General features: G+C 60.4%; 17 protein-coding genes. 12 read left to right on the plus strand and 5 right to left on the minus strand.

What is annotated here, in order from left to right:
• Positions 1-61 precede the first annotated feature (61 nt).
• The 3 genes from UP10_RS33500 (at position 62) to UP10_RS33510 (ending at position 4,167) form a co-directional block, all read left to right on the plus strand.
• Entirely contained in the window at positions 62-1,969 is a 1,908-nt protein-coding gene (locus tag UP10_RS33500) for a DUF47 family protein (protein WP_082077384.1), read from the plus strand.
• Between the two features lie 141 nt (positions 1,970-2,110).
• Positions 2,111-3,601, plus strand: a complete 1,491-nt coding sequence (locus UP10_RS33505) for a PEP/pyruvate-binding domain-containing protein (protein ID WP_082077385.1) — start codon at positions 2,111-2,113, stop codon at positions 3,599-3,601.
• Positions 3,602-3,708: 107 nt separating this feature from the next.
• Positions 3,709-4,167, plus strand: a complete 459-nt coding sequence (locus UP10_RS33510; RefSeq protein WP_044591456.1) for a Spy/CpxP family protein refolding chaperone — start codon at positions 3,709-3,711, stop codon at positions 4,165-4,167.
• 113 nt (positions 4,168-4,280) lie between these two features.
• On the opposite strand, the gene UP10_RS33515 is transcribed toward UP10_RS33510, so the two are convergent.
• The 3 genes from UP10_RS33515 to UP10_RS33525 form a co-directional block, all read right to left on the minus strand.
• Positions 4,281-6,488: a response regulator gene (locus UP10_RS33515; RefSeq protein ID WP_044591507.1), complete on the minus strand. Its 2,208-nt coding sequence runs from the start codon at positions 6,486-6,488 to the stop codon at positions 4,281-4,283.
• Between the two features lie 553 nt (positions 6,489-7,041).
• Positions 7,042-8,256: a sensor histidine kinase gene (locus UP10_RS33520; protein ID WP_044591457.1), complete on the minus strand. Its 1,215-nt coding sequence runs from the start codon at positions 8,254-8,256 to the stop codon at positions 7,042-7,044.
• The gene (locus UP10_RS33525; protein WP_044591458.1) at positions 8,253-8,693 is read right to left on the minus strand and encodes a response regulator; all 441 of its coding nucleotides are present in this window, start codon (positions 8,691-8,693) and stop codon (positions 8,253-8,255) included. Before UP10_RS33525 ends, UP10_RS33520 begins: the two co-directional genes overlap by 4 nt.
• Positions 8,694-9,411: 718 nt before the next feature.
• On the opposite strand from UP10_RS33525, the gene UP10_RS33530 reads away from it, so the two are divergent.
• On the plus strand, positions 9,412-10,485 hold the full coding sequence (locus UP10_RS33530) for an amidohydrolase family protein (protein ID WP_082077387.1): 1,074 nt from the start codon (positions 9,412-9,414) through the stop codon (positions 10,483-10,485).
• A gap of 699 nt (positions 10,486-11,184) precedes the next feature.
• Here the strand turns inward: UP10_RS33530 and UP10_RS33535 are convergent.
• Positions 11,185-11,946: a GntR family transcriptional regulator gene (locus tag UP10_RS33535; protein ID WP_044591508.1), complete on the minus strand. Its 762-nt coding sequence runs from the start codon at positions 11,944-11,946 to the stop codon at positions 11,185-11,187.
• Positions 11,947-12,023: 77 nt separating this feature from the next.
• Between UP10_RS33535 and UP10_RS33540 the strand changes: the two genes are divergently transcribed.
• From UP10_RS33540 to UP10_RS33565, 6 genes are read left to right on the plus strand one after another with little or no spacing between them, the layout of a single operon-like run.
• Positions 12,024-13,340, plus strand: coding sequence for a M20 family metallopeptidase (locus UP10_RS33540; protein WP_044591460.1), 1,317 nt, complete (start codon positions 12,024-12,026; stop codon positions 13,338-13,340).
• Between the two features lie 17 nt (positions 13,341-13,357).
• Positions 13,358-14,905, plus strand: coding sequence for an ABC transporter substrate-binding protein (locus UP10_RS33545; protein ID WP_044591461.1), 1,548 nt, complete (start codon positions 13,358-13,360; stop codon positions 14,903-14,905).
• 15 nt (positions 14,906-14,920) lie between these two features.
• The gene (locus UP10_RS33550; protein ID WP_044591462.1) at positions 14,921-15,868 is read left to right on the plus strand and encodes an ABC transporter permease; all 948 of its coding nucleotides are present in this window, start codon (positions 14,921-14,923) and stop codon (positions 15,866-15,868) included.
• Complete coding sequence (locus UP10_RS33555; protein ID WP_044591463.1) at positions 15,861-16,691, plus strand: ABC transporter permease; 831 nt, start codon at positions 15,861-15,863, stop codon at positions 16,689-16,691. The genes UP10_RS33550 and UP10_RS33555 overlap by 8 nt, the downstream gene beginning before the upstream one ends.
• Positions 16,688-18,262, plus strand: a complete 1,575-nt coding sequence (gene nikE, locus UP10_RS33560; protein WP_044591464.1) for a nickel ABC transporter ATP-binding protein NikE — start codon at positions 16,688-16,690, stop codon at positions 18,260-18,262. The genes UP10_RS33555 and nikE overlap by 4 nt, the downstream gene beginning before the upstream one ends.
• Positions 18,263-18,279: 17 nt before the next feature.
• Positions 18,280-19,500, plus strand: coding sequence for a M20 family metallopeptidase (locus UP10_RS33565; RefSeq protein ID WP_044591465.1), 1,221 nt, complete (start codon positions 18,280-18,282; stop codon positions 19,498-19,500).
• Between the two features lie 550 nt (positions 19,501-20,050).
• Here UP10_RS33565 and UP10_RS33570 read toward each other — a convergent pair.
• Positions 20,051-22,384 (minus strand): putative bifunctional diguanylate cyclase/phosphodiesterase, encoded by a 2,334-nt coding sequence (locus UP10_RS33570; protein WP_156180486.1) that lies wholly within the window; start codon positions 22,382-22,384, stop codon positions 20,051-20,053.
• 384 nt (positions 22,385-22,768) lie between these two features.
• Between UP10_RS33570 and UP10_RS33575 the strand changes: the two genes are divergently transcribed.
• On the plus strand, positions 22,769-24,073 hold the full coding sequence (locus UP10_RS33575) for a hypothetical protein (protein ID WP_044591466.1): 1,305 nt from the start codon (positions 22,769-22,771) through the stop codon (positions 24,071-24,073).
• A 26-nt stretch (positions 24,074-24,099) separates the two neighbouring features.
• The gene (locus tag UP10_RS33580) at positions 24,100-24,426 is read left to right on the plus strand and encodes a cupredoxin domain-containing protein (RefSeq protein ID WP_044591467.1); all 327 of its coding nucleotides are present in this window, start codon (positions 24,100-24,102) and stop codon (positions 24,424-24,426) included.
• Positions 24,427-24,610: the final 184 nt, after the last annotated feature.

The following is a 24,610-nucleotide window of genomic DNA, read 5'->3' on the forward strand; positions in this document are numbered from 1 at the left end:
GGGCTGTCGAGGTTCCAGAACTTCTCTTCACTCGGTAGCTTCCGTACGCCTTGGTAGGATCATGAAAACACAGATCTTGGAAACGATGGGAGAAGAAGGGCTGGCGTTACCCTCCCAAATCGAAGCAGGTCTCGCCGCCAACGATCGGCTCAAATATTACTTCTCGCTGCTGCAGGTTTCCCGCAGTCATGCCGACAACCCTGATCAAACCTCGCCATCGCTCAGGCAGGAGCGGCTCGTCGCCGGGATTGCCAAGAGTGCTCTGGATCAAACGGTTGCAGGCGCCCGCAAGGAAGGAACGTCGTACCGACTGTCCGGATGCCGCGAACTGCTGGCCGCGATCGCAAGCGATGCGCGCGTCATGACGGCGCCGGCTGATACAGTGGCAAAGCAGCGCCTCGAACTCCTGCTCAAGCAATTGCCCAAGTCCGAAGGCGACACGATTGAGGGCCGCATCATCGATCAAATCACGCGTGCCAACCGTAGCAAGGCCGACAGCCTGCACCGGTTGGTGATGGACTTGCACAAGCAACTCAACGCGCTGCAAGTGGGACTGGCGGAAGAACTGATCGACGGCGCCGCAACCTACGGACTTGGCAAGGGCGACGACGCTCTGGTGCACGCCTTTATGGCAGGGCTCAACCGCACCGCCCCGCTTAAGTTCAACCATCCCGGCCTCGGCACCACCGCGACCAGATCCGGCCACAGACTGATTATCCAAAACGACATCGGAACCACGGATGCCCACGTGATTGTCGTCCATGTCGAAGCCAAACGCGTCACCCTCACCTACAGCGACGTGCATCTCGAGCGATTGCAATTCTTCTGCGCGCTGTTTGCCCGCTTCGCCGTGACATGGTCGAATCCGAACAGTAGTCACAGCGCGGCCCTGGCGGACGACGCGCCATTCTTCCTCACGACCGGTGCCTTCGAGGCCAAGGATCACAAGCAGCTGCTCGCCTATCTCGATCATCTCGGCTCCCGGCTGGTGTTCCTGATCGACTGGAACCGGGCCCGCAAGCAGCTTCGCGGATTTATGAAGCGTCAACAACGACTTTTGTTGCTGCGCTGGGCCGCCGACGCTGACATTGGTCATCGCGGATTTCTTGAGCTCGGCGGCGCCCAACTGATCTGGGACGCGGTCGAGACCACGGCGCCCACGACCATACGCCTTGGCGATCGCCTCTGCGACGTGCTCGGCGAGGACAAGGCTTTCGCCTTCATTCAGTTCACGTTCAAGACCGCGACCGAGGGTCTGCTCGCTCGCCAGTCGGACGGCCTCATCCGCGATCGCGTTCGCGCCGAACTGCTGGATCATCTGACCACGGTGGGTACGCGGTTCCTCGGGACCGCTACCGCGCATGCAGGCCTGGTTTTCGAAATCGCAACTGCGATCCGCGATCACCTTTTCGGACCGCACGATGATCCTGTCGGGCTTAAAAAATTGGCCAAGCGGGCTCGGCACTGGGAACATGACGCCGACCAATTGGTGAGCGAGATCGCGTTGTCGGTTCGACATCGCCCGGAATTGGTACCGTTCCAGCAATTGATGGCCGCGGCGGATGACGCCGCCGATGAAATGGAGGAGGCGGCCTTTCTGCTCGGCCTTCTCGGCAGCTCAGCCAAGCATAACGCCTGGGAATCGCTGCAGCCGCTGGCGAGCATCCTGGCGGAAGCCTCCCAGCAATGGGTGAAGGCACTCGCGAATGCGCAGCATGTCCACCGGCACGGGGCGCGCGACGACGTCGACGATTTCCTCACCTCAATCGATCGGCTGGCCTCTCTGGAACATGACGCCGATAACGAGGAGCGGGCCGTGACCGTCGCCGCGCTCTCAAAGGCAACAGACTTTCGCGAACTTCACCTGATTTCAGAGATTCGGCAGAGACTGGGCAACGCCTCGGATAGCCTGAAGCGCGCAAGCCTCATCCTCCGCGACCAGATGGTGAGCGATGTCCTTGCACCCTAAGCGCGCGCCCTCGCGGCGCCTCCTCTACGCTATTTCGCGAGATGGGCTACTGCCGCCTGGCGAAGCCGAAGAGGTCGGAAATAAGGCCTGGAATCTGATGCGGATGGCGGCCGCCGGATTGCCGGTGCCATCCGGCTTCGTTTGCCGACGACGTGGAGCCAAACACTCCGTACGCCGCAGACGACCGAGGCGGCGCAATGCGACGCGCTCCGTGAGGGAATTGCGCAGCTTGAGGCTGCGACCGGGCTGGGCTTCGGGTCCTCGAGGAAGCCGCTACTGGTTTCGGTACGCTCAGGTGCTGCAATCTCGATGCCGGGAATGATGGAAACCGTGCTCGACATAGGCGTCAACGACGAAACCACCGGCGGATTGATGCGTTTGACCGGCAATCCTCGCCTCGCCTGGGACAGCTACCGACGGCTGATTCAAGGGTTCGCCGAGGTCGTTCAGGGGTTGCCGACCGAACCGTTCGATACCCTCACGCAGGAAGCGATCGCGGTCGAAGGCGTCGAGAACGAACGCCAGCTCGATCATCGCGCATTGCAGCGACTCGTCCTCGCGATGTTGGCTCGCTTCCACGAATTGAGCGGTCTTCTGTTCCCGCAATCGCCCATCGACCAGCTTGAGCAGGCAACGAAGGCCGTTTTTCGATCCTGGGAGGCACCGAAAGCGGCGGAATATCGACGCCTCAATCATATCGACGATCGTATCGGCACTGCGGTGACGGTGCAGACGATGGTGTTCGGCAACGCTGGAGGAACGTCAGGCGCCGGCGTCGGCTTCACCCGCAATCCCGCAAGCGGTGAAAACCAGCTTTATCTTGATTTTCAGTTCAACGGCCAGGGCGAAGACGTCGTCGCTGGGCGATTGGCCATCCGCGACACCAATAGATTGCAATCGACGCTACCCACGGCCTGGAAACAGCTCGAGAAAGTCCGGCGCCAACTCGAAGCCATGTTCGCCGACGTTCAAGACTTCGAGTTCACGATTCAGACTGGTCAACTCTATTTGCTGCAAACCCGCACCGCGAAGCGGACGCCTTGGGCAGCCCTGAAGATTGCCTGCGATCTCGTGGAAGAAGGGCTTATTCAGCCCAAGCAGGCTTTGAGCCGCCTTGATGCCATCAATCTCGATACGGTTGCGCGAAGCCATCTGTCGGGAAAGCAGAACGTGCAACTGGCTCAAGCGACGATTGCCGGCATCGGCGTTGCTGCTGGGCGGATCGCGCTGGATGGCGAGGCCGCCAAGCGCCTCACCGACAACGGCGAGGCAGCCATTCTGGTACGACGGGAAACGACAACCGCAGACATCACGGGCATGGCGAATGCGGCGGGAATACTTACCGCGCTCGGCGGGCGCACGTCGCACGCGGCCGTCGTTGCGCGCCAACTTGGGAAGGTCTGCCTGGTCGGTTGTGCGGAACTTTCGGTCGATACAGGAAACCGAACCTGCCGAATAGCCTCGCAGGATTTCGCGGAAGGCGACTGGCTAACGCTCGATGGAAATTCCGGCGCCGTCTATGGAGGGCGCTTCGAGGTGACCTTGGAGCGTCCCGAGATCACACTGGCTACTATCGCACGCTGGCGCGCGACCAGCTGCGCCAATCCGACCAAGGCACGTTTACACATCTAGCCGGTATCGCGGAGGGAGCTACGAGATTTCCGGAACATTCGAAGTCGCGGCGACTTCGTTCAATCGATACTCCCCTCACCACGCGGATATCTTGAAAGGATAACGCCATGCGAAAATCTCTGATCTTTCTCACGAGCGCAGCACTGCTGACCGGCTCTGCACTATCAGGCTCCGCCGTCGCGCGTGATCGCTCGGAGCATACCGAGTTGACCGCCAGCCAAATAGTCGATCGCGCGGATGCGCGGACCGCCAAGATGAAAGTCGATCTAAACCTTACCGCGGACCAGGAAAAGAACTGGTCGGGTTTTGCCAGCGCCATGCAGGATATGAGCAAGAAGCGGGCCGATCGGCGGATTGCGGTACGGGATGCTCTCGCCCAGCAACACGGCACGTTCGATGCGCTAGATGAAATGCGCAAGAGCGCCGATGCACAGATCGAGCGTTCCAATGATCGAAAGAAACTCGCCGACGCCGCCCAGCCATTATATACGAGCCTCACTGAACAGCAGAAAATCCGCTTTGCCGAGATTCTGTTTGGCGGCGAACGTGAGCGCGACACTTATTAGGCCGATCGAACTGGCGATAATAAGCGTCGGAAGATACCTGGTTCGTCACTTTTCTCTCAAGGCCGCTCGACTTGCTTGCGGCTATCCGCGACGGGAGAGCCGCGGACGACCGGTTACTCCGATCCCTGCCACGTGGCGGCTAGCGCCAATCTTGCCAACGCCGGCAAAGACCTCGAACCTGTCTTCTTCATGATAGAGGCGCGATGATTTTCGACGGTGCGCTGGCTGATGCCGAGATCCGCCGCGATGTTCTTGCTCGGATGCCCGGCAAGAACCATGTCCATGATCTGATGCTGCCGGCGGGTAAGACCAGCGATGTGATGAGCGGCGTCTTCACGCCAGGCCACCAGCTTACTGGAATCACGAGATTGCTCCAATGCGCGCGCAACACCCGCGAGTAGCTCACTGGCGTGAATCGGCTTTTCGACAAAATCCGAGGCGCCCGCCTTCATGGCTTGAACTGCCATTGGAACATCGCTGTGGCCCGTGATCATGATGGCAGGCAGATGATGACCTGCATTCTTCAGAAAATTGAGCAACTCTATGCCACTTATTCCCGGCAAGTTCGCATCGATAAGAAGGCAGGCCTCGCGCCCTGGCCGGTAGGCCGCGAGGAATGCTTCTCCATCTTCATAATCCTCGACGATCTGACCATCGTCCTCCAGCACGCTGCGTATCGCATCGCGGACCTGGTTGTCGTCGTCGACGATGAAAACAACGGGCGCGGCAGCTATCCCGTTGGTCTGAGCCGGCGGAGTGACATCTCCCGGGATCGCTTTCGGCACGAGAAGGCGCCTGATAACGGCGGTCAACTGACCAAGGCTCGCCGGCTTGTTGAGATGCACGCATTTTTGTTGCGCGATATCCCGCAAGGCTTCGGTCGATATATCGCCGGTAAGAATAATGACCGGCACAGGTCCACCCAGTTTTTCCTGCAGTTTTGCGGCAACTTGCAGTCCATTCATCTCGTTCGGCAAATTGTAGTCGGACAGGATCAGGTCGGGTCGGAGCACGCCGTCTTCGATCATACTTAGCGCTGTTGGGCCATCGCATGCCCCCGCGACTCTATATCCTTCGACATTTAGGCCGATCTCGAGAACACTCCTTACTTCCGAATCGTCTTCGACAATCAGGACAGTAACGGCGCTAGCCATATTCCCGTGAACCAGTGCCTGTACGCCGAATATCTGCTCGAGAGATTGCCTGACCTCAATCGAAAAGACCGAGCCCTTGCCGAGCTGCGAGCGCACACTTACCGGGTGATCAAGCAATGCGCCAAGCTGCTTTACAATCGAGAGCCCCAACCCAAGGCCGAGACTCCGATTGCGGGCAGCATTGTCGAGCTGGCGGTATTCCTCAAAGATTTCCTGAAACTTATCAGCGGGAATACCGACGCCACTGTCCCATACTTCGATTCTCAACATTCCCTTGTGGCGACGACATCCAAGCAACACCCGTCCCTTCTTGGTATACTTCAAAGCGTTCGCAAGCAGATTGCGGATCATCTGCTCCAGTAACCGCGGATCGCTCCGAACCGAAAGGCTGCAAGGCACCACATGCAAGGCAATCCCTTGCGCTTCGGCCTGATAGCCGAGCTCCGCCTTTAGCCGCTCAAGCACAGCATCGATTCGAAAACTGATCATTTCCGCCCGAACGGTGCCAGCCTCGATCTTGTTGATGTCGAGCAATGCGTTGAGCATTCCCGACATACCGCTCACAGTCTGCTCGACGCGCGTGACCAGCTTTTTTGCCTTGTCGCCTTCGACCACCTTGGCGAGAAGTTCCTGAAGCAGCACGAGCGTCTGCAGCGGCTGGCGAAGGTCGTGGCTCGCTGCGGCGAGGAATCTCGACTTCGCAGCGTTGGCTGCATCGGCCTCCATCCTCGCTCCACTCAATGCGTCGGCCGCCTCCTTCCGATGCGTAATATCCGCAAAGGTGATTACGACACCTTCGATCTCACCCGCCTGAGTGCGGTAGGGCAAGATGCGACGGAGATACCAGGCTCCGCTTCGAGCTTCGATCTCCCGCTCGACCGGTTCGAGAGCCTGCAACACCTTTTTGGCGTCTGCTAAAAGCGTCTCATCAACGGCCAGACAGGTCATGTCCGAGAGCGGCCGACCAATATCGATCGGACGCACATTGAACAAAAGCCTGGTCGCAGGCGTGAAAAAACGAATGTTAAGGTCGACATCAAGGAAGATGGTCGCAACATTGGTGCTGTACAGCACGTTCTGGAGATCGTTGGACGTTGCACGCTGCCGCTCGAGCGTTTCTTCCAGTTCTCCGTTGAGGGTGGTGAGCTCTTCGTTGATGGACTGCATCTCCTTCTTCGACCTCAAGAGTTTTCCGTTGGTCGCAGGATGTTTCCCGTTGGCAGACGGCACTTCTCCGCTGAATGCCTTTTGATCCGCCTTCGAAATTCGCGATCGCGCCGGACGGCTTGGATCGCCGTGTTTGACGACGCCAAGGCCGTCGTTCCCACCAGACTGGGCGGAGGAGCGAGCCCTCGCGAGACGTAATTTCTGCGATGGTGAAAGAGGTCGCATGGCGACGCCTACCTTGGTTCAAAAGGGCGAGGAGTTCTGCGGCGCGATCAGCTCCGGAGCACCGCAACAACGCCTTCGCGGCCCAATGGTCCCACGAACCGGGCGGAAGCGCCAAAATGGTTGGAAGGAACTTTCCGTGCACGAGAAATTCGCGAGCTTCCGGCGGCGCGCTCACAGGGGGCCAACTGGAGGAAACCGGGCAAAATTGCTCAGGCGCGCGGTTCCACCGCGATGGCCCTGAACGGCACCCCCTATTTCCGATTCGCGGTATCGAATAGGCTTGGGTTGAAAGACTTTGCTGCGGATTTTCAGGTCGTAGCCAGAATCCCTAGAGATTTGCCCCAGTCAGCGCAACATCGTGCGGTACGGGAACTTTTATGGTCCAGACCGTGCCGTCATCCGAGTCCACCATAGCAGTCCCACGCACCTGTTGGACAAGTCGCCGTACCAAGCCTAGCCCATGCCGTCTGCTGCCAAGCTTGGGCTTGAACCCGTCCCCGTTGTCACTGATGGTCATCGTTGCCATATCGACGTCGCCGGCCAGTCTGTGCACCGATACGACGATCGCTCCCTTCCCGTTGGGAAACGCATGGTCATAGCTGTTGGTGACCACCTCGGCGACGACGATCCCCAGTGCCGTCACCACATCTAGATCGAGGATTAGCGGCTCGCTATCACAGCTCATCGTAACACCACCTGGCGCTCCCTGTAGCTCAGCTAGATTGGCGCACAGCGATCGCACATAGCTGCCGAAATCGGTGGTTCGCGTCATCTCGTTGCCGAGCAAGTGGTCGTACACCTGTGCCAGCGTGGAAACCCGACGCGCGATCGCCTTGATGCCCCGTTGCCCGGTCTTGTCCACGGTGTCGTCCAGCTGTTTACTGAGCATACCGTAGACAAGTTGCAGGTTGTTGCGAACACGATGCTGGAGCTCTTCTGCCAGGATCTTCTTCTGGTCCAACAGGCGATCCTTCTCTTCGACCAGCCCCTTCATCCGCTCGATGGTGGCTTGCAGCGTCGCGGTCCGCGCCGAAGTCGCGACCGCCTCCGAAAGAACGTTGGCGAATCCGGTGAGAAAATCTATGTCGTGCTGGTCGTAATCGTGCTGCCTGTCACTATCGATCTCGAGCACACCGTAGGGGCGATCGCCGCCTTTTATGATGACGTCGATCGTCGAGACGATGCCGTGCGCGGCATAGAAGGGCGGCAATACGAAATTATTGTCCGACCGCAAATCATTGCAGATCGAGGGTTCGCCGGTAGCGAACGCGCGCCCCTGGGGCGAACTCACGTCGGCGCGCGATACGACGTGACCGACGACGCCCTGCTGCCAGCCATACCCGGCCTCGATCAGAAGATCATTCTCCCCCGCACGGTATCGGCACACTTTCGAGAAAGGCACTTCCAGGCCTTCAGCACAGACACGCGCCGCTTCCGTCAACACTTTCAGCAGATCGCTTTCGCGAAGGGCGTAGCTGCCAAAGGTGGCAATCGCAGCCTGCTGACGCAGAAGCTTGCGGACCTTGGCAGCATCTTCAGTCATGCCGGGACGGCCAATTGCGGAGGACTAGCCGGATGCAGGATTTGCAACCCGGGAGGCAACGGTAATCGCGTCACGCCGGTTGCGACGATCTCGACCACGATTTCCAGGCTGCGCAACAGGTCGGCGGAGCGATAGGGCTTGGAAAGGCATGCAGTGCCGTCAACGTCTGTAAGAACGACTTGCGAGATGTTGGCCGTGGCATAGAGAATACCTAGTCCGTCAAAAGGACGTAACTGCGCTGCGATCTCGGTACCGAGCCCGCCGTCGGCCAGCCTCAGATCGAGGATTGCGAGGTCAGGACGATGGTGCCGGGCGAGTGTTACCGCTTCAACGACGGTGCGGGCGATGCCGCACACCTCATATCCGTGCTCGACGAGAACCTCTTCGGCCAAATCGGCGATCATCAGGTCGTCCTCGGCAATCAAGACCTTCAGCACATGCAATCCTCCCGCGGCAGAAGAGATGGGCGCCTATTCGGTCGCGGCGCGTACGGCGGGCGCTGGATGCGATCCGATCAGGTTCAAATTAGATCATAGCTGAAGGGCGATTGCTGTTAGCAGCGTCGGAAACTACTTAGAACGGGATCGTGTTCAGAAGCAGCTTTGGCGAAATCGCGGAACTCTGCGTCCAGACCACGCGTCCGCACACTGCAAAACAACCTTTCTAACTAACTCCCTGAAACGGCTCAGCCTGGTGGGTACAGATCGGATGTAATCCACTTACTGGTTTCATGGGACGCTGAGTGGTCAACCGTGGCTTGCTGGGCTTTGTAGACGCGCTCACAATCGACACATCGACGCGAGAGGATGTCGTCACAGTTAGCGCAATCAAAAGGTAGCAGTGGCGAGGTCGGCTTGGTTCCCGGCATGAAGGTTCCCCTGCAATCGGCGGGAGCACGAAACTCTCAGTCACCGATAGATGCCGAGGGCGGCGGTGATGAAAGACCGTAAACCTATTTGTGGATTCAAGACGACCTAAATCGGCAGCGGCGAAGGCCCGAGGGATTCGGAAACTACCTTGGTCTGAACGCTCAACGTGGCTGTCACGCATGAGTAATTTCCGCCCCTGTTTCGCTCGCATCGGAAGCTCTAGGCTTAAGCCGTTGGCGTGATCCACCGTGCCGGAGATTGTCATTACGCTGTGCAGGAGGCTTCCATGACACTACCGAACAAGACTGAGCGCCGGACCATCGTCGATACCCACCGGCACCCGTGGGGGAAAAAAATGCAATCCAAGATGGAGGAGCAGGGCCTGCTTGACCCGAAACAGGGATTCCCGCAGACCAACGCTCAGGACCTGATGGCCTATCGTGAGGTTTTCGATCTGGACTACGCCATGCCAATCCAGCGCGCGGGCGGCGTCACCCTCAGCCTCATGACCAACGGCGGTGAGGTGCCCTGGATTGCAAATGATCTGCTCAAAGTCAGCACGGTCGAGGGTCTCAAGTACTTGAACGACGAATATGTGGAAATCATGAATCGCTATCCCGGCGAGTTCGTACCGACGGCCAACGCACACGCGCTCGAAGAGGCCTGTCGACCCGTTGTTGAAGAGATGATCCGCAACGGCGGCGCCAAGGCAATTTCAGTGGCATCCAGCTATGGGGACGGCGCGGATCGCATCTTCCTCGACAGCCCCAAAGCCGAGTGGCTGTGGGAGTTTGCGGAAGCGAATGATATCGTGGTGCACATCCATCCGCCGATGCAGTCGATCGGGCACGAGGCGCTGATGCAATATCGCCTCAACGAGGCGGTTGGCCGCCCCTTCGACTCGACCGTTAACGGCGCCCGGATGATCGCCTCCGGTGTGTTCGATCACCACCCAAAACTGCAGGTGCTGATCGTCCACATGGGCGGCGGACTCGCGTCGATTGTTGGACGCCTCGAATTTTGTTGGCACCTCAATTACGACGGGATCAAGAATCCGCCGGCCGGCAGGCCTTACACAAACAAGCGGTCGCCAATCGACTATTTCAAGACCAACATCCTGGTCGATACCATGGGGTTCAACGCAATTGGGGTACGCGCCGCGATTGAAATGTGCGGTGTGGACCGAGTGGTGTTCGGCTCCGATTTCGGTCCGGTGCCATACGGGATCAAGGAGCAGGTGCAGATCGTCGAGGACGTGCTTCCGAATTCAGCCGAGCGTCAACAGGTGCTCTGGAAGACAAGCAACAAAGTATTCCGCTTGGGCCTGGTCGATACCGATATCATCACACGCGCTGCGTGATGGCTAACTCGCCGCCCAAACCCAACGACGCCTTTGTCGAAATCCACGTCTTTGGCGATGGCGAGAATCTGGTGTCGCTGAAGCTGCACTATCCTATTTTTACGCCATCGTACTCCAACTGCTGTTACTCTCTGGCACATATCAGTCGCGTTAAAGGTCAAGCCGGGCGCCTTGTTTGAGGTGCCCCCGGCAGTGCCAAGAAAGAAGGTTGGTCGTCCTCGAAAGGCCTAATAATCGTCCGACCGCATGATGGTGATCACTGTTGGCGCTATCGCGAGAAGCAGACGATCCATGCCGGTGGTTCGAAGGGCGCTCCCATTCGTACGGGACGCCGACCGTTACGCAAGTAACGGTCGAAATATTCAACAAAAACAATGGAGTTCGCGCGTCATAGACCACCTTTATCGTTGTTTGTTCATAGGGTTTCGGTGGTCAACCGGTGGTCAGTGCCGCCTATGCCTTAAACAAGGCAGCATACCCTCAGTCGGTCCAGTCCATCGTGGGGAAGTTTGAACTAGGTCCAGCCGGATCTAGCATCGGGCGTCAAAGTCCGCTTTGCGTCAACCTGCCACACGTGCGCTCTGTGCGAAGCTAAGGCCAGGCGTCCTCGAACACTACGGCGCCCTCCTGAAGGAGGAAATCGACGTGATCGTCGGTCAGTAGGAAGAGTCAGGGGCGCTAGGCACGGCTCGAAACAGGCTAGCGGATCTCGTTCACGTAGTGATGATGCGCAGTCGTGGCGCGGTGGTCGCTTAGGATCGCAAGCGCACCGGCTTGATCGTACGCTTCCTCGCGGATCACCAGAACGGCGTTCGGCGAAGCTAGCGCGAGTAGACGCCGATCCTCCTTGTCGGCGAGTTCCGCCAAGAGCTTCTCGCGTATCGCTGCAATACGAATGCCGTAGGCGTCGAGCAGATGGAGATAGAGCAGCGCAGGCACATTCGTGGCCTTGCGCGGGAAATCAGGCACGCGGCGCGCGATGATCCGTATTCGCGAATGCATCACCGGCACGCGGCCAACACGCCGGATGCGGTGAAGACAAAGCAGCGGCTCACCAATGGCTTCCGTGAAGAGCACCGCCTCCCCCGCATCTGCCGGCCGCAGCACCACGGACAAGACTTCGGGCACGGAACGCTGGAGGCCGCCGTCTTCGCCATGAAGTCGGAAATACTGGAAGAAAAAGCGCAGACTGTGTTGAGGTGCGCGGCCTGTCACGACCGTCCCGGTCTTGCGCCGACGCACCAGCATGCCGTCGGCGGTCAGGTCCGCGAGCGCCCGGCGGATGGTGCCGACCGCAACTCCGTATCGCGCAGCAAGCGCAACTTCACCGGGAAGCACCGTGCCCGGAGACAGTTCGCCCACCAAGATCGCCTCGGCGATCTGCCGTTTGACGTGCTCGTACAACGGAACCGGCAGGCCGGATGAGCCGCTCGCCGCTGCTTTTGCCTGTTTACCGGTCACGCCTGCCTCATTCTTTGGAATTGACAGCAATCGGCTTCGTCTATTTCTTTATAGAATATAGAAATGAGCCGCCGCAAATGATTTCTCCACCGCCCGGCCCAGGACAGGCCAGCCCGACGCTGGCCCACGGTTTCGCCGAGATCGAGCGCACAGCCGAACGTGCGATCGACGATCTTGCGCGGATGGTGGCAATCGACACGACTTTCCCGCCCGGCGCGGGATACGAAGCGTTTGCCGGCTTGATGGAGAGCGCTGTTGCAGAGCTCGGCCTGGACTGCCAACGCGTCGATGTCCCCGAACATTTGTGGCGCGTGGCGGGTGGCCCGGCGCAAGGGCGCAGAACCAATCTCATCGCGCGCCGCCGCTCCGGCCGGCCGGTCCTGGGGTTATACTTCCACGTCGATACCGTACCGGCTGCACCGGGCTGGGAAACCGATCCCCTGTTGCTGACACGCGATGGTGACCGACTGATCGGCCTCGGCGCCGCCGACATGAAGGGCACCATCGCAGCCGTGCTCTTGGCGCTGCGAGCCGCCGACACAATCGGCCTGCCGCTCGGCTACGATCCCATGCTGCTGCACTGCACCGACGAGGAAGGCGGGCTCTACCCTGGCATACGCTATCTCGCCGAACAGGACTTGCTGGAAGGTCACATCCTCAACTTCAACGGTGCGGCAGCGCCACGTATCTGGGCCGGCTGCTTTGGCCTCTTCACGCTTCTGGTGCGGGTCCACGGCAGGACGCTTCATGCGAGCGAGGCTGCGAGCGCAGGAAGCGGTGCCAACGCCATCGAGGCCGCACTGCCGATCCTCAATGCGCTCGCGGCGCTGAAGCCAAAGATCGCGGAGCGCACGTCCGTCCTGCCCGCGCCGCCGCACGCAACGCATCAGCTCGCTGCACAGCTCGATATTTCCGCCGCCCATGGCGGTCAATGCGGCGGACAGATTCCCTCGCGGTTTGAGATCCTCATCTGCCGCCGCTACGCGCCGGAGGAGGACTTCCTCGCCACGCGCAGCGAAATCGAGCTCGCCGTCCGCGAGGCCGCGCCCCACGCCGAGATCGAGATGGTCCTCACCGGTCACCTCATGCCGACGTCCGATCCGACTGGTCCACACTGGCCGCGTTGGCAGGAGGCGCTCTCGGTCGGGTTCGGATACGCACCCGAGGAATTCGCAAAATGGGGCGCGACGAGCTGTTCCGATTTCGGCTGGGTGCAAAAAACCGGAATGCAGGAGATCCTGCTGACCGGCCTCGGCCGGCCGGAAAGCCGCGTTCACGCGCCCGGCGAATTCACCACGCTCGCCGACATCGTCGCGCTGGCGAAATCGGTCCTTGCCTATCTGTCCGCCGAATTCCGTCCCGATCTTTCTCCCGAAGCAGCCGCCGGCCGCTAACGCAAGGAGCCGCATCTATGCTGTCCGTCACGCGCCGTCTTTTCCTCGCCGGAACTGCAATCAGCCTCGCAGGCCTGCCCAAACTCACCCTCGCCGAAGCGCCGAAGCGCGGCGGCGTGCTCCGGATGTCGGTCGACCAGGCGGCATCGGTTATCCATCCGATGCAGGCGCGCGTGAACCCGGAATATCTCGTCACCGAACTGCTCTACTCCAACCTCACTCGGCTGAAGCCGGATATGACCGTCGAGCCGGACCTTGCTATCTCGTGGGAGCCGAACGCGACCCTGACGGAGTGGACCTTCAAGCTGCGTTCGGGCGTGACATTCCACGACGGTTCGCCGCTGACCGCCGACGATGTCGTCGCGACCATCAATGCCATCCTAGATCCCAAGACCGCTTCTCCCGGCCGCACCAATGTCGGCCCGATCAAGGAAGTCGCCGCGGTCGATCCGCTGACCGTCAAGTTCGCGCTCACCGGCGCCTATGCCGACCTGCCAGTGGCACTCACCTATCTCAACGCGCGCATCGTTCCGGCCAAGGTCATCGCCGGCGACCTCGCGAGCCTTTCGACCACCGCCAACGGCACCGGCCCATTCAAGCTGGCAGCCTACGAGCCCGATCGCCGGATCATCGTCGAACGTAACCCCGCCTATTATGATCCGACGCGGCCCTACCTCGACCGCATCGAGCTGCTCATCTATCCTGACCGCACCGCTGAAGCGTCCGCGATGATCTCCGGTGAGATCGATTTACTGCTCACGACCACGCCGGGTGAATATGAGCGCCTCGTCAAGGCGGATGGCGTCAAGGCCCTGCGTACCCCATCCGGCCAGTTCCTGAATATCAATCTCGGATGCGATCAGAAGCCGTTCAACGACGTGCGCGTTCGCCAGGCCCTGGCATTGGCGGTCGATCGCGAGGCAACCGTCGGCTTCGTCGCCGGCGGCTACGGCACGCCTGGCAACGATACGCCGCTAAGCTCCGCCTACCACTTCTACAAGGACATTCCGCTGAAGAAGCCCGACATCGCCATGGCGAAGAAGCTGCTGGCCGATGCAGGCTATCCCAACGGCATCGATTTAACGCTGGTTGCATCCGACAAGCCGTCGACCCGCACACAGCTCGGCGTCGCGGTTCGCGAGATGGCGGCCGCAGCCGGCTTTCGCATCAACGTGCAGACCATGCCGCATGCCACCTATCTCGATCAGGTCTGGAAGAAAGGCAATTTCTACGTCGGCTTCTACAACATGCAGCCGACCGCCGACGCCATCTTCAACCTGCTCTACACGTCGAACGCGGCCTGGAACGAGACACATTGGAACAACGCGGACTTCGACGCCGTCATCAATGCGGCCCGAGTCGAGGCCGATGACGCGAAACGCACGGCTCTCTACGCCAAGGCACAGGACATGATGAACGCCGAAGTACCATCGGTGATTCCGGCATTCTTCGACCTGCTCGCGGCGCAACGTTCATACGTCGACGGCTACGTGCTGCACCCGCGCGGATCGGTCTTCCGCCTCGACCTGGTCTCGCTCGGCGCCGGCGCGCCGAAGCGCACCTGAGACCGGAGGCGCTCAGTGACGCTGGCCTGGTTCGCGCGCCGTCTGATGCTGATGGTCTACACCGTCATCGTGGTCTCGATGCTGGTGTTCGCCATCACGCAGATCCTGCCGGCGGACGCCGCCCAGTCGCTGCTCGGGGAAAACGCGACGCCCGACGCGCTAGCCGCGCTCAGGACGAAGCTCGGGCTCGGCGATCCGGCCTGGCTGCAATATGGGCGCTGGGCTCGCCACGTCTTCACCGGCGATTTCGGCATCTCGATGCGCACGAGCCAGCCGGTCGGCCCGGAAATGCTGGCGGCGCTGTCGCGCTCACTGCTGCTTGCCGTATCGGCCATCCTGGTCACGCTGGCCGTTGCCGTGCCGCTCGGCGTGGTAGCGGCGCTGCGGCAAGGCAGGCTCACCGACACGGGCGTCAGCCTGATTGCCTATCTTGGGATATCCCTGCCGGAATTCGTCACCGCGACGCTGCTTGCCCTTCTGCTGTCCGATACGTTGCATTGGCTGCCCGCGACCGGCTACGTCTCCCCACTGGAGGATTTCGGCGGCGGCATCCGTCATCTGGCGCTGCCGGTGCTCACCGTCTCGGTGATCCTTGTCGCGCACGTCATGCGCATGATGCGCTCCGAGACGCTCGACGTGCTGAAATCGGACTATATCCGCGCCGCGCGCTTGAAGGGCCTGCCGGAACGCACCGTGCTGTTTCGCCATGCCCTGCGCAACGCGCTGTTGCCGGTCGTCACCATCATCGCGCTCGACGTCGGCTACCTGCTCGGCGGTATCATCGTGATCGAGGAGATCTTTGCCATTCCCGGCATCGGACGGGCGCTGATGGTCGCCATCACCACGCGCGACCTGCCGTCGATCCAGGCGGGCGCATTGATCATGGCGGCGACCTATGCCGTCACCAACACACTCGCCGACATGGCCTATGCGATTCTCGACCCGCGGATCCGCTATGACTGAGCTGTTTATCCGCCTGATCCGAAAGCCGCAGGGCCTTGTCGGCGTCGTGGCGCTAGTGCTTGTCGCTGCTGCTTGCCTGTTCGGACCGGCATTGGCGCCCTATGCACCTGAGAAGATGGATTTTCTCGGCAGATTCCGTGCGCCCGGCTCGCAGAACTGGCTCGGCGCTGATCAATTCGGTCGCGACATCCTGAGCCGACTGATGGTCGGCGCACGTTCGACCGTGCCGATGGCGCTCATCGCTACCTTGGTCGGCAGCGCGGTCGGCGCGATCATTGGCGTCGGCTCGGCCTATCTCGGCGGACGCACCGACGAAGCGATCATGCGCACCAACGACGCCGTGATGGCGATCCCGGGTCTTCTGATGGCCCTGTTGCTGGTCTCAACGCTCGGCAACGGCGCCGGCAACGCCGTCATTGCCATCGCGGTGGCCTTTGCACCGGGCATGGCGCGGGTGACCCGCTCAGCCGCACTCAACGTACGCAATCAGGACTATGTCAAAGCTGCCATCGCGCGTGGCGAGGGAGCGCCCTGGATCATCTTCCGCGAGATGTTGCCGAATGTCATGGCGCCGATCGTGATCGAATCCACCATCCGCGTATCTTTCGCCGTGATGCTGTTCGCAACGCTGAGCTTTCTCGGCGTCGGCGCCCAGCCGCCTGCATCCGAATGGGGACTCATGGTGGCCGATGCGCGCCAATACATGCATCAGGCGCCATGGGGATTGATCGCGCCCTCGGCTGCGATCGCACTCACCGCCATCGCCTTCAACCTGATCGGCGATGGTCTTCGCGATGCACTCAATCCGAAGGACGATCGGTGACCCCCCTGCTTTCGATCGAGAATTATACGCTCGACTACATTACGTCCGCCGGGACGGTACGCGTGCTGCACGACATTTCGCTGGAGATCAAGCCGGGCGAGGTGCTGGGACTCGTCGGGGAATCCGGCTCCGGCAAGAGCTCGCTCGCCTGGGCGTTGATGCGTCATCTCCCGGGCAACGCCCGCGAAGTCGCTGGCTCCTTGCGTCTCGGCGACATCGACCTGCAACGATTGAGCCCGCGCGAGCTCACAAAGATACGCGGACGCCGGCTCGGCATGGTGTTTCAAGATCCCTCGACCTCACTCAACCCGACACTCACCATCGGTCAGCAGATCACGGAAGCCCTGATCCAGCACCGCGGCCTCAAGCGGCGCGAGGCTGACGCGCTCGCCGTCGATCTGCTTGGCCATGTTGATCTCAACAATCCTGCCGCAATCATGCGGCGCTACCCTCACGAAATCTCCGGCGGGGAAAAACAGCGCGTCATCATTGCTACCGCCTTCGGCTGCCGACCCGACGTCATCCTGTTCGACGAGCCGACCACGGCACTCGACGTGATCACTGGCGCGCGCATCCTCGAACTGTTCGCGCGACTACGCCGCGAGACGGGCGTTGCCGCGCTCTATATTTCCCACGACCTTGCACTTGTGACGCGCGTCGCCGACCGAGTCGCGGTCCTGGAGCGCGGCCGCCTGGTCGAGCAGGCGCCGGCCACCGACATCTTCCGCGCGCCGCGCCATGCCAACACGCGCGCACTTGTAGACGCCGTGCCCAGACCGGAGCGCCGTCTCGTCCATGACAAGCCGCGTGACCAGGTCCTTCTCGCCGCCTCCGACATCGAAGTCCATTATGGCAGCGGCGGGCTGTTCCGCGAAGCTCCACCGCCGGCCACGAAAAAGATCGGGCTTGAGATTCGTGGCGGCGAAATCCTCGGTCTCGTCGGCGAGTCCGGCTCGGGCAAGTCTTCGATGGCGCGCGCCCTTACCGGGCTTGCACGCTTCTCGGGCAAGATCTCCTTCGACGAGCGCGAGATCCACGGCATGCGCGACATGAACGCCGCGTACCGCCGCGACGTGCAGATCATCTTCCAGCATCCGGATTCCTCGCTCAATCCGCGTCAGAGGATCGACGAGATCCTGTCGCGTCCCCTCAAGCTCTACGGCGGCCATCTCGGGGATATTTCCGGCCTGCTCGACCAAGTTCGCTTACCCGCATCCTACGCCAACCGCTGGCCACATCAGCTTTCAGGCGGCGAGAAGCAGCGCATCGCCATCGCGCGTGCCTTCGCCGCACGGCCGAAACTCGTGATCTGCGACGAGATCACCGCGCCGCTGGACGTCTCCGTGCAGGCTCAGATCATCGAATTGCTGCTGGCGCTGCGCGAGGAAACTGGAACCGCCTTTCTCTTCATCACCCACGATCTCAACCTCATCCGTCAGATCGCCCACCGCATCGCCGTGATGCGCCGAGGCGAAGTGGTCGACCTTTTGCCCGTCGAGGATTTCGACGCAGACCACCTCCATCCCTATACCCGCGAACTGATGGCCGCCTCCCCCGTGCCGGTCGGCTGACGACAAGGATTTCCCCCATGGATCACAACACCAAAGCACTTCTCGCCGGCATCGACGTCCCCGCCGCCCTCGATTTCCTGTCACGCATGGTGCAGCACAAGAGTTACTCCAGGACAGACGGCGAAAAGCAGCTCGCGGCCTTCATGGCCGACCGCATGCGCGAGATCGGCCTCGAGACCGAGCTCGCCCCCTTCGGCAGTGAGGGGCGGGTCAACGCCGTTGGCCGCTGGAAGGGCAGCGGCGGCGGCAAGAGCCTGATGTTCAACGGCCATCTCGACACCAACCCGGTGACCGAGGGCTGGACCGTCGACCCCTGGGCAGGCAAGGTCGACGACGACTTCATCTACGGTATCGGCGTTTCCAACATGAAGGCCGGCGATGCCGCCTACTTCTGCGCGGTCAAGACGCTGATCAACGCCGGGGTCAAACTCAGCGGCGACGTCATCCTCACCTATGTGGTCGGCGAACTGCAAGGCGGCGTCGGCACCTACTCGCTGGTCGAGCAGGGACTTCGCGCCGACTATTTCATCAACTCTGAGCCGACCGATCTGAAGGCCATGACGATGCACGCCGCGGCCTTCATGTTCATCATCGAGTTGACCGGAAATACCCGCCATCTGTCCAAGCGCGAAGAGGCGGTCGATGCCATCACGGCCGCGTGCGACCTCATTCCGCGCCTCAATGCGATGAAATTCTCGGGCGCCCTCTCGCCGGAACATGAGCGGATCAACCGCGTCCATGTCGGAGTTGTCCACGGCGCGCTCGGCCGCGAGCTGCACGAATGGCGCACGCCCCAGGTCGCGGATTTCGTGCGGATCAAGGGCTCGGGCCGCTACGCACCGGGCCAGTCCGAGGCCGGGGCCTTGGCCGACATGCGTGGCGAGCTCGACGCGCTCCAGGCACGGTTTCCTGGCCTCAAGGCTCAGATCATGTCGGAGGACCGCGCCGGCGTGCCGACCATGCCGCCGTTCGAAGTGGCGCCCACGAGCCCAATCGTCGAGGCAATCAACCGCGCCTATCGCACGGTGCGCGGAGAACAGCAGCCGACGGGAGCCGTTACCCCGAGTTGCTTCTATGGGACCGACGCTGGTCATCTGCACTATTTTGGCGGGATGCAAGGCATCGTCTGCGGCCCTGGCGGTCGCTACAACACCATGCCCGATGAGCGCGTCGACATCGTCGATTTCATCGACATGATCCGCATCTACATGCTAGCCATTCTGGATATCTGCGCCTGAGAACGCCGCCGGGATCCGGTCTAGGCCCGCATCTCGCATCGCTCCTGGGAGACCTCATGCCGCGCATTACCATCATCGAAGGGGAATTGGTTCGCCCGCGTGTCGATCGCGATCGGGCACGTCGGCCCTTTGCCTCGTGGCCGCCAACCCGCTCTCGGCGCGCGCCTGATCCCACTCATGATCCTGCGCGCCGTAGTCGACAAGCTCCCGTACCCTGCGAAAATCTATGACGTGCGCGCCCCGACACGGGGCGGCTCCTACCCACTTCAGAAGGCCTGCTCACATTGGCTGTGATGAGATTTTTCGTGATCTCCCGGTGCACACATCGTGCACACGAAGCCTTCTAAATAGCTGAGAAATCTAAACTCTCGTTCCACTCCATCATGTGCAGTTTGAGCTAGGTCCAGTCAAGAAAAGCCAGCGAGGTCTAAGTCGCACATCCCAATGACCGCTTTGCGCCAGCGGTCGCTCCGCGCGCTCGCGCAAGAACGCCTTTCGGCATTACAGCCTTGATGAGTGCCGCATGATCGTAGATCGGGAAAGGCGGCGACTACGCCGCCGCCTGGACTCGTTCCTGGAAGCCAATCAGCAGCTGGGCGATCTCGCTAGCCGGCACGGGCCTGCTGTAGAAGTATCCCTGCACCTCGCTACACCCCTCCGCGCGCATCTGATCCAATTGCTCCTGGGTTTCGACGCCTTCTGCTGTCGTGGTCATGCCGAAGCTTTGGCCAAGCCCTGCGACCGCGCGAATGATTGCGATAGAGTCGGGTCTTTCGGAGAGGTCCCGAACGAAACTCTGATCGATCTTTATTTTATCGAACGGGAAGCTGCGGAGGTAACTTAACGACGAGTATCCGGTCCCGAAGTCGTCCATCGATATCCTGACGCCCAGGGCTCGCAACTGGTGCAGTGCCGCCAACGTTGCCTCGTTGTTGTTCATCAATACGGTCTCGGTGATCTCGAGCTCCAATAGATCTGGGCGCAATCCCGAGGCCGCCAAAGCGGACACAACAGCAAGGACCAACGTTTTGTTACGGAATTGCACTGGTGAGACATTGACCGCCACCCTCGTATCGGACGGCCATCTCCTCGCCTCGGCACAAGCCTGCCGGATCACCCACTCGCCGATCGCACCAATTAGCCCTGTTTCCTCAGCCAACGGAATGAAGTCATTTGGCGCGACCCTTCCGCGGGTTGGATGGTTCCAGCGCAGCAGTGCTTCAAATCCGGTAATCCTGTTTTCCGCGAGATTGACAATAGGCTGGTAAAATACTTCGAACTCTCCCGCAGCGATCGCACTGCGAAGATCGAGCTCGAGAACGCGCCGGGTCTGGGCCTTGATGTCCATTTCAGGTTCAAAGAAATGGAACCTTCCGCGCCCTTCTTCCTTGGAACGATACAATGCCATGTCGGCATTCTTCAAAAGCTGGTCCGCGCTGTCGCCGTCGTCAGGTGCAATTGCAATTCCAACGCTCGCGCCAATGACAACGTGATGATCGCCGAGCTCAAATGGCGCGCTCAGAGCCTCGACGATGCGGGTAGCCAGCGCAGCAGAGGCTTCCATCGGCGGCTCCGTGCCGAATTGCACGATCGAAAACTCGTCGCCACCGGTCCGGGAGACCAGATCTCTGTCGCGCACCAGATCGCGCACTCGCTTGGAAACCGCACACAGCAATGCGTCCCCAACGGAGTGACCGAGCGTGTCATTGATGATCTTGAAGTTGTCGAGATCCAGACAGAGGACGGACGCCGTTCCGCCACGCCTGACTTTTTCCAGAATCTTGTCGATATGTTCGCGCAATTGAACGCGGTTTGCCAATCCGGTCAGCGCGTCGTGATGTGCCAGGAACGCAATCTGCTTCTCTGAATTTCGTTTTTCGGTCACATCCATGTGGATGGTAACCGCACCACCGGTGCTCAGAGGCGCCTTGGTCAATGCAATCGTGCGTCCATCCTGCAGTTGATGCTCCAAAGCGATGGCCGTCGGTTGGGACGCCGACGCCAATTCCTCTTCTACAAAATTCTCGGCGTTGATCGCGGCCGTTCCATTCTCCATCCGGTGTTCCAGAATGGCTCGAAGCGGGGTGCCGGGCTCAATCAGCCCGGCACGGAGTCCATACATCGCACCAAATTCTGCGTTGCAGATGATCAGGCGCTGCTTATCGTCGAACATGCTGAGACCTTGCGGCATGCCTTCCAGAGCCGCGTAAAGACGGTCACTCGATCGCTGATTCAACGATCGGATCATGCGATGGGTCACCAGCAGGACCAGCCCCGCCAACATAATGCTGGTGAGGGTTGAAGCCAGCAGCAGCAAATCGGACCTGTAGGAAAACGCTTCGATGTCGTCTCGCGCCTGCAGGCCAATGGCTGAATTGTTCTGATGCAGCCGCTCCAATTTTTGTTGAACATCGTCCGTCAGACTCCGTAACTCCGGGGAGTCGCCCCCAAGCTTGAGGAGCTCGGAAATATTCGTCCTGAGTTCTAGTCCTTCGGTGCGCGTAAGGTGCGAGCTCGACCTTTCGATGGCAACGTCGATATCGTCGAGCACAGTTTCGAGAAGTTCGTTGGCCTTGGACGCCTGGTCCGGTCCTATGGCACGGGACTGTTCGTCGACATAATGCTGAAACGCGATCTGCGCGAGACTGACATAGTTGGTGGAGATAAAGGCGGTGTCATATACATTGACGGCATAATCGATGATTGCGCGTTGCTGGTGGCGCGCGAAGAGTCCGATCATGAGATTGACCGCCAGCAGGCAGACCGTGACGACCAGGAATTGCCGACGAAACGAGATGGCGTATCGGTCGCCTAGCCGGCCAGAATGCCGGTCGGGATGATCCGGGGCCTGTCCCGCTCCCACATCAATTTCAGCCGACGCCACTTGATCGCTCCCCCAGCCGTATTGGCCCGAACCGGGAGACGCTAAGCCCCTTGAGTTAAAGTGAGGTGGACGATCGGCCAATGGGCCAAAATTCCAATCCGTTCCGATCCGTTTAGCCGGCTAACGATCGCTGCGGACGCCCTGCCGTTCGTTGTCATTTGAGGCTCCAGAGCTTCATTTGACGGACCATTAACCATATTCGGATTTACTGGCTTCGCGGGTTGGTACTCAGATCTTGAGATGCGGAACATGTTTTTGGACTTGTTGCGCAGGACCATAGCGCGCCAATCAAAACCCTGGATGGGCAAGCCGGTCGCGCCGACAAATCGCCGGCGTTTAAGTTCCCTCGATCTTTTCGGGCGGGGTTTGCGTATCCTGGCTCCCATGACGGTGCTTGCGGTCCTGATGATGGCGGGACCGGCGTTCGCGGTACCTTCCTTTGCGATCCAGACTGGCCAACCTTGCGCCGCCTGCCATATCGGGGCATTCGGTCCGCAGCTGACTCCTTATGGCCGGGACTTCAAGCTGCATGGCTATACCGCCAATGATGGCAAGGACCATGGGCTACCGCTGGCGATGACGACACAATCCTCCTTCACTCACACGATGCAGCCGCAGCCCGGCGGGGCCGCGCCCGGATTCAGGGACAACGACAACTTCGCGTTCGATCAATTGTCGCTCTACTACGCGGGACAAATTGCGCCCAAGGTCGGCGGCTTCATCGAACTGAACTACGATGGCGTGGCCCAGAAGGCTGCGCTGAACAATGTCGATATTCGCCACGTGAGCGAGGGTCAGCTGTTCGGCCAGGACGTACTTATAGGCATCACGGCCAACAACAACCCGACTGTGCAGGACCCCTGGAACTCGACCCCGGCCTGGGGATTCCCGTACAACCAATCGGCGCTGGCGCCGACACCGACGGCTTCGACCCTGGTCGACGGCGGTCTCGGCCAACGGGTTGCAGGCGTGGGCGCCTACACGATGTGGAATGATTTCCTTTACCTGGAAGGCGATGTCTACAAGGGCCTCAACGCCCGCACGCTTACGGCGCTGGGCCAAGTGCCCGACGACGGCGACCAGACCACGTCCTTTCTCCCGTATGCACGCGTAGCCATGATCAAGGATTGGGGAGACAAGATGCATCACGCGGAGATCGGCGCCTATGCCCTGTCAGCCAATGTCGTTCCTGGTGGCGGCCAGACCCTCGGATTCAATGTCCACAAAACCGATATCGCGGTCGATGCGACGTATCAGTTCATCTCCGATCCCGCCAAGGTGACCAGCGACAGATTGTCGGCCCACGCGACCTATATTCACGAGACCGCGAAACTGGCGTGGGGCGACGCGCTGGCGCTGGGGGCGTTCTCGGATCATTGGCTCGACACGATGCGCTTCGATGTCTCCTACAGCATCGCGGCCACGGTCACGCCTTCGATGCAGTATTTCCGCACCATTGGCATGGCCGACGCCGCTTACTGGGCCACGCCGAACGGCAGCCCCAACTCGGACGGCATGATCGTCGAAGTCGCCTACGTACCCTGGGGCAAGCCCGATTCGCCGTTTCAGAACATGAATGTGCGGCTGGCCGTGCAGTACGTGAAGTACTTCAGCTTTGACGGCAGCTACGCGAATGCCAACAGAAACGATCACTTCTACTTCAGTCTCTGGACCGCGGTGAAATTCTAGCCGCGCCAGCCTTCAAAGGAGTCAATATGCCCATTCGCCTCGCAATCGCCATCGCCATTTTGATGGGACTGGTCGTTGCCGTACCGGCGGCGACCACAATTACGGTGATCCAGCGTGGGCTGGCCTTGAACATGGCGTCGGTGTCGCTGACCAAGGGTGACCGACTAAACTTCACCAACGATGACGACGTCATACACAACATTCATATCTTCGGGCCCGGAACCGACGAGAACATGGATCTGGGCCTGCAAAAGCCGGGCAAGCTGCTTAGCTACAAGTTCGACAAGGCCGGCGCTTACAGGGTCCGGTGTAACATCCATCCGTCGGTGAAAATGGCGGTAACCGTGAAGTAAAAGAATTGGCTTGTTGCTTTGCGAGGCAAGTCAGCTTGTGCCGGTAAGCCGGCGTGAACGCTTCGCCTAAATGGCCGCTTCGCGCCAGAAGCCGCCGGTCGCGAGAGCGCCAGCCTGGTCACTCGGCACAAAGTGATACGCTCGCGATAGAGCGACGCGAAGGAGCATCGTTCCGGCAACGGGG

The organism is Bradyrhizobium sp. LTSPM299, assembly GCF_000938235.1.
Classification (GTDB): Bacteria; Pseudomonadota; Alphaproteobacteria; order Rhizobiales; family Xanthobacteraceae; genus Bradyrhizobium.

What these genes read in the sequence shown, in the direction of transcription:
- UP10_RS33500 (WP_082077384.1), top strand. Translation starts at nt 62, where the DNA reads ATGAAAACACAGATCTTGGAAACGATGGGAGAAGAAGGGCTGGCGTTA.
- UP10_RS33510 (WP_044591456.1), top strand. Translation starts at nt 3,709, where the DNA reads ATGCGAAAATCTCTGATCTTTCTCACGAGCGCAGCACTGCTGACCGGC.
- UP10_RS33515 (WP_044591507.1), bottom strand. Translation starts at nt 6,488, where the DNA reads ATGCAGTCCATCAACGAAGAGCTCACCACCCTCAACGGAGAACTGGAA.
- UP10_RS33520 (WP_044591457.1), bottom strand. Translation starts at nt 8,256, where the DNA reads ATGACTGAAGATGCTGCCAAGGTCCGCAAGCTTCTGCGTCAGCAGGCT.
- UP10_RS33530 (WP_082077387.1), top strand. Translation starts at nt 9,412, where the DNA reads ATGACACTACCGAACAAGACTGAGCGCCGGACCATCGTCGATACCCAC.
- UP10_RS33540 (WP_044591460.1), top strand. Translation starts at nt 12,024, where the DNA reads ATGATTTCTCCACCGCCCGGCCCAGGACAGGCCAGCCCGACGCTGGCC.
- UP10_RS33545 (WP_044591461.1), top strand. Translation starts at nt 13,358, where the DNA reads ATGCTGTCCGTCACGCGCCGTCTTTTCCTCGCCGGAACTGCAATCAGC.
- UP10_RS33555 (WP_044591463.1), top strand. Translation starts at nt 15,861, where the DNA reads ATGACTGAGCTGTTTATCCGCCTGATCCGAAAGCCGCAGGGCCTTGTC.
- UP10_RS33565 (WP_044591465.1), top strand. Translation starts at nt 18,280, where the DNA reads ATGGATCACAACACCAAAGCACTTCTCGCCGGCATCGACGTCCCCGCC.
- UP10_RS33575 (WP_044591466.1), top strand. Translation starts at nt 22,769, where the DNA reads ATGACGGTGCTTGCGGTCCTGATGATGGCGGGACCGGCGTTCGCGGTA.
- UP10_RS33580 (WP_044591467.1), top strand. Translation starts at nt 24,100, where the DNA reads ATGCCCATTCGCCTCGCAATCGCCATCGCCATTTTGATGGGACTGGTC.